We start from the raw sequence: 5,938 nt of genomic DNA, 5'->3' as shown, positions 1-5,938 counted from the left end.
TCAAGATAAGAATATATAGCACCTTAGCGGCGAACAATAAAATTTGATCAGCTTTCAACCCGTATTTGGACAGTAATGACTTACGGTGATTACTTGTTTAAAAGCATACTGGATGAGATTAAATATCCCTGAGCCAGAGATAACGAGCCTGTAGAAAAACCTGTTTTCAGCCAGCTTTTCCGCCTCTTTATAAAAGGCAGGGATAATACAGTGCATGCCCAAAAGTACCCGGCTGCAGCTGATCCTGATAATTGATCACCAGCATCGACGTTGGGTTGTCGTCGTAGCGCTTGAACCGAGGCACCACCGCCTCCTGCGTTTCAAAACCTGATCAGGCCATAGTTTGGGAGGTTTTTCTACAGCCTGAACGCCCAGTCAGGGGCATATTTTTGCGTTTTGAGCGAAGCAAAGAAAATATGTCCCGCTGCCTTGGATTGTTATGAGCTTTCCGGAAACTCTACTGGGACCTTAAACTGAAGCCTGGCTGTGTGGCTTGAGGCTGTTGAACTATCACCTTTCACCCCTCCTCCAACTACGGCGGCAACCACATTCAATTTTGCTTCACTTCCTTCTTTCTCAACTGCGTTCACTGATACTTCAAAATCTATCAGCTGACGATTACTTAGCCCCGATTCATACCAGCCAAGTGAACCACTGGGGAAGTCTGAGGCAACTTTTCCGCCACCCACCTCCTTTTGTGCCTCAGAGACCCCATCCATTATGTTTTTAATTGATTCTTTTACGAATTCCTTGAGCTCCATGCTTCACCCACCTTTTAGATATCTATAGGCCCACAACTCATAACGAGGCTGTAGAAAAACCTCAGCCTCAAAGGTTGATTATTTTATGTACTGAAAATGGCACTTCTACGTGAATTCTGGAGCAGTTTTCATCAGCGAATACGCTTAAATCAACGTAGCACCACGATAAATTCTCAACAACCAGAACCTGTTAGGTTTTTCTACAGCCTGAACGCTCCATCAAGCGCCGCAGAATGCGGCCGTTTGGATGGGCTTGTTAACCGTCGTTTTTATTATAATTTTCCAATATTTTTTGCTTTTCATATTTAAGAAATTCAGGTTTGTTATACAACTTTTTTCTTACTATTTCAGATAGTACTTTTTCTTGATCTAAATTTTTATCTATGTATCTTTCAATCTTATCTATTGCTGATTTTGGAATGCCATACTCTGCAAGAATTGTTAGGTTATCCCGTATAAAGTCACACTCAATCGAGCTGGCATAGAAAGAATAGTTTCCTGGCCGAATTCCTTTCTCGGCACAAACAAATCTCTGGAGTTCATTAACAACCAGTAACCATTTCGGTATTTTATACTGAAACCAATGTCTTAATATTTGGAATGAATCTCTAATTGACTCATCTAGAAGCTCTTGTATAGAAAGATTTTTCGTGTTGTTATCCCGCTTGTAATTAAAGTTATTTTCAACGAGTTTGTTAATGCTTTTATTTATTCCATAATCAAACGTAACTTTAACAACCCTCTTCTTTGTCATGGGACGAACGACTTCATCTTCTTTAATCAAGTAATCCCATGCCAAACCTAAACAATATTCAAGCTGTTCGTATTTTGGTGTTGCGTCCCATACAATCAAATCATAGCAAGAATTAATATCATTTCGTAAGCGAGCTATGAGTGCGTCTTGCCCTCTGATATAAAGCGAATTCTTTGAGAAAACCTCTCTCTCTTCAAGAGGAAGGTTTGATATATAACTAAACTGTTCACTATCTTTATCTATAACATCTTTTTTATCTATATTAATAAGTATTTCATCAGATATCGGATTCTGTTCGAAAAATGGTATATCAATATTAATCTTATCTTTCGGAGGTGTTGGATTAAAGTTGTATATATTCCCTATATAGTGCTCCATTAAACGACCTGCTCGACCTTTAATATTAGAGTAATCAAAGAAGTCAACAGGAGTATTTAACCCTTTCTTTTTATCGAAGAAGACTACATTTTTTGCTGTTGTATTTACTCCTTCAATAATTGTTGCGGTGCAAAAAAGGGTATTGAGAAGCCCTTTGTTAAAATGATCAATAACAGTTGTTGTAATATGCTTTTGTAATGCTCCGTCATGTACACCGATACCAAATTTAAGACAGTTTATTAGACTCCATGATGATGAAACATATGTTTTTATCCAATCTAATATCGGTAAATTTTCGTTTCTTACTTCTATATTCTTATTAATTAGGTGCTGATAGTATCTTGTGGAAAGATATCTTGCTCTGGCTGGAGATGAGCAATAAATGATGGTGTTCTGATCTCGCTGCTCATACAAAAGATCAAATAGTACTTTTTCTTTGTATATCTTTTTTTCACCTCGCTCTCCAAATTTCCCTTTGTGTTGCTTGTATATGTCTATCTCATCGCAAGCTACTAAGCTATAATTCGTCTTATAAAAAACTGCATTATACTTTTCTGCGAATCCTTCTGAAATATTTTCAATATTTGGACCAAGAAGATAAAACTGAGGACTGAACTGATTGAGTATATATCGAAAAGAGTTATTTAATGAGTCGGAACGTCCATCATCGCGTCTTGAGCTTAGTTTATAGAATTCATCAATTATAAGAAGATCAATGTTTGGAAAATTTTGATATTCATTTACTCTCTCTGCAGTAAGCAGAAATAAATTACCTTTTACCTCAGATGGTTCTTGTGAAGTCCTTACAATTGTCTTATAAGATTCGCTATATTTGGATAGCTTTCTTCGGGTTTCATCAAGCAAGGCAAGTGTTGGCTGGATCACAATAATGTTATTGTACTTCTTTGATGCAACCACCTCCTCAATCAGTAGGCTTTTCCCAAAACTCGTTGGTGCACTAACAATTAAATTTTTCCCTGAATTTAATATCTCTAATATTTTCTTTTGTTCATCATGAAAATATTTCCCATCAATATTATTAGATAAACTAGAGTTGAGCCTAATGTTTGAGCCTGTTGAGGATAACTTTAAATCCTCTTTCTTTAAATATGGATAAAACCCAATAGATTCAACCAAGTCTGCGAGCATTTCATCTAGCTCTGAAGAGAATTTATGGCGAAAGTTCAGGATGTGTATTAATAAATTGGAACCTTTGATTTCATCTTCGATCAGTAATTTTGAACATTCATTATAAATATTGAAAGTGTCGTTAAAATCAAATTCTTCTTGATTGGAAACGGATTCAATTAAATCAACCACTGCTAGTCTCCCAAAGCCTGCATCAATGATAGTTTATTGTGCAATTTTTTTACTAGTGTTTTTTTACACTTTACAGGTAAAAGAATTATTATTATCTTGAGCTTTTTCTTTAGGGAATGCTTGTTTCTTTCATCAAAGTATTTCTTTAAGCCTCTAATTTTCTCTTCATATTCTTCCAAGAATTTTTGCTCTGTTTCATCATCGTACTTATCAAATAATTCACAACTATAAGTGCATAATAGAGGTATGTAGATATCGTTAAGCTTGTCTTTTAGCTTTGTACTTGAAGATAACAATTTTTTCCAATGATCAGCCTCAGGTATGTTATCAAATAGTTTTATTTTTTTAGCAATCAAACTGAACTCTGAATCCAAATAATCCACCTTAAAATGCTCTTCTATATCTTTAACTAATTCAGTCAGCCCTTTCTTAGGATTAATATAAAGTTTGGACTCGCCTAGCCATAAAGTTTTAGATCCTGGTTCTATATGTACGCAGTCAAAGCCATGAACCGTATGACCTAAAGAATCCTTAAAATATATTTTTGATAGCAGCGGTATTGTATTGAAATGATCTCTTAGAATAAGGTGTAGAACCAGCTCACCAAACTCACCTCTACGAAGATATTTATCAGTTATTTCATCATCAATACTACCATCATTTTTATAAATATCTCGCACACGCTGAAAAGCATCTATTTTATATATTGAGTTTGCTGCTTCTACTAGCTTATCTAATGTTTCTGTATTTTTTGTTGTAGTGCCCTCATGAAAACCAAACGAAAACTCATGAATAACACTTGTGATTTTCTTTACTAGCTCTACCCAGCGATACTCGTTTTCACCTTCATCATTAAGATCAAACCCAACTAAAAAGCTCTTTAAAGAATCTTCTGATATTTTTGCTTCTATTACATTTCTAGAGCCAAATGGTCCATTATCCATATTTTTCCTTGTTACATAGTTGAACTGAATGATGAGCGAAGACGTTTAACGCCCTGTTAAGGTGTGAGCAACGCAATAAAAAAGCCGCCGCATACCACCTTAAACGCAAAACGCAACGCATAGCAAAAATGCCAAGTGTTGAGAATCACTCTTAAACAGATTGTTATAAATCAGTTTTGCTTAAGTTCTTTCCACCTAGCAACTAACTGAAATAAAAGTACTAACGTGTAGACTGTAATCCCCAAACAGATAAAGAAAACAAGACTAAATGCTGTATTGACTGCGCTATACGTTTCGAACGTAGGAAGCCCTTGTTTCTTTAGAAGATCAAAAGACTCCACCATGATCATCAAAGCATTAGGGGCAAATATCAACGTTACGGATAATGACATTAAAACCAAGAGAATAGCCTTACTGAAAAGCACACTCTTGACTTCTTTTAGTAAACCTACGTTATCTGCATTATGTTTTTCCTTGGGTTTGTCAAGAACACTAACTATCTCACCGTACCAAAGGCTAAATAAGATCGTTATTGTTGCCATTAATAAACTAGATGCTGACAGTAAATCACTCATTAAGGGTCAAGCCTCAGCTTGAGTTGGTCATATGCAGAGCGCTTAATTTCATACGTAGACACACTTCCCCGTTTTTTCGTTACTGAAGGAAGGCTACCATCTATATCAGAAATTAATCGATTAAGTTCATCGACTATATTTTGGCTTTTAATAACAACTTCGTAAGGTAAAGCATCTGTTTCAGCTTCAGCTGCATTGAGCACAGCCAACATTGTCTGGTCGATTGCTTCTCTTAATAAATACTGATATTTAGAAATAACAGCACGAATCAATGAGCGGCTCTCTGTCAAAGTGGTTTGAAAAAGATGTGTAACATCTTTTTCATCTGGAATAACACCATCAAAATGGTGTTGAATGAGTAGCAGAAGTCTATACTCTAAAATATCTGTTCCACGTTTAAAGACTTTCTGCCCACGAATCATGGCTAAGTACTCTAAAGTAGAAGCCAATGAACATTTAGTTATTGCGTCGGGTAATTCATTAGTTTCGCAACCTAGAATTGAGGCAATTTCAGCTTCATCTTCATTCGATAAATCTAAAGTAAAAGTAATTTGTGTCATACAACCCCTTGCTATGCACCTATGTTTATACCAGTAAGAAGTTACAACATATAACTTGATAAAAACAAAGCTTAGATCAAGTAATAGTGAAAATGCTATACCGTTGAAATGATTTATAACATTTTAATCATAGCCATGCGCATTTTGACGATTTTGATATACTGTCTAAAATTGAGGGAAGAGTTTGATTAGAAAGGAAAAATCCATTTTCTGATTTGACTGCTTCCCTGCTAAACGCGCATGCGCATATACGCCAATAACCGTGCGCCTATGCTCTTAAAAAAGAACAAGCACGGTTTCCATAATGTATCAAATTTAAATCTTATCCAATTTCACCGCAGCAGTAAACCGAGCATGGTTAATCCGAAAACGGCAAATACACTGTATAAAAAGCCAGCTTTTATTTACGGTCTGGCCTGTCGCGTCTGTCGTAATAAACCTACCCTCTCCTATCTGTCTCGATGGCATATTTCACGACCCCGAGCATCCCACAGGCACAAAAAAGGAGCCGTGATGACACACGGCTCCTTCTGGTGGATCAGATCAGATAATTACTCTGGGCGGCGGGGCATAAAGGCGTTTTCTTTCCAGATTTTGTACTCTTCCCGGAAGCCCTGCAGATCTCCGTAGGCTTTGGCGAAGAAAG

5 protein-coding genes are annotated in these 5,938 nt (G+C 36.4%); all 5 read right to left on the bottom strand.

The annotated features are described in order from the left end of the window. Positions 1-437: 437 nt before the first annotated feature. Complete coding sequence (locus ACN5L8_RS15030) at positions 438-761, bottom strand: hypothetical protein (protein WP_419173420.1); 324 nt, start codon at positions 759-761, stop codon at positions 438-440. A 256-nt stretch (positions 762-1,017) separates the two neighbouring features. After that, positions 1,018-3,213: a DEAD/DEAH box helicase gene (locus tag ACN5L8_RS15025; protein WP_419173419.1), complete on the bottom strand. Its 2,196-nt coding sequence runs from the start codon at positions 3,211-3,213 to the stop codon at positions 1,018-1,020. A 2-nt stretch (positions 3,214-3,215) separates the two neighbouring features. Then, positions 3,216-4,157 (bottom strand): DUF1837 domain-containing protein, encoded by a 942-nt coding sequence (locus ACN5L8_RS15020; protein ID WP_419173418.1) that lies wholly within the window; start codon positions 4,155-4,157, stop codon positions 3,216-3,218. A gap of 170 nt (positions 4,158-4,327) precedes the next feature. After that, positions 4,328-4,732, bottom strand: coding sequence for a hypothetical protein (locus ACN5L8_RS15015; RefSeq protein WP_419173417.1), 405 nt, complete (start codon positions 4,730-4,732; stop codon positions 4,328-4,330). After that, positions 4,732-5,292, bottom strand: a complete 561-nt coding sequence (locus ACN5L8_RS15010) for a hypothetical protein (RefSeq protein ID WP_419173416.1) — start codon at positions 5,290-5,292, stop codon at positions 4,732-4,734. The genes ACN5L8_RS15015 and ACN5L8_RS15010 overlap by 1 nt, the downstream gene beginning before the upstream one ends. Positions 5,293-5,938 lie beyond the last annotated feature (646 nt).

The sequence above is a fragment of the Halobacteriovorax sp. genome (assembly GCF_048381875.1).
Lineage (GTDB): Bacteria > Bdellovibrionota > Bacteriovoracia > Bacteriovoracales > Bacteriovoracaceae > Halobacteriovorax_A > Halobacteriovorax_A vibrionivorans.
This window is presented reverse-complemented; position numbering and strand designations above follow the sequence as displayed.

What these genes read in the sequence shown, in the direction of transcription:
- ACN5L8_RS15020 (WP_419173418.1), bottom strand. Translation starts at nt 4,157, where the DNA reads ATGGATAATGGACCATTTGGCTCTAGAAATGTAATAGAAGCAAAAATA.
- ACN5L8_RS15015 (WP_419173417.1), bottom strand. Translation starts at nt 4,732, where the DNA reads ATGAGTGATTTACTGTCAGCATCTAGTTTATTAATGGCAACAATAACG.
- ACN5L8_RS15010 (WP_419173416.1), bottom strand. Translation starts at nt 5,292, where the DNA reads ATGACACAAATTACTTTTACTTTAGATTTATCGAATGAAGATGAAGCT.
- ACN5L8_RS15030 (WP_419173420.1), bottom strand. Translation starts at nt 761, where the DNA reads ATGGAGCTCAAGGAATTCGTAAAAGAATCAATTAAAAACATAATGGAT.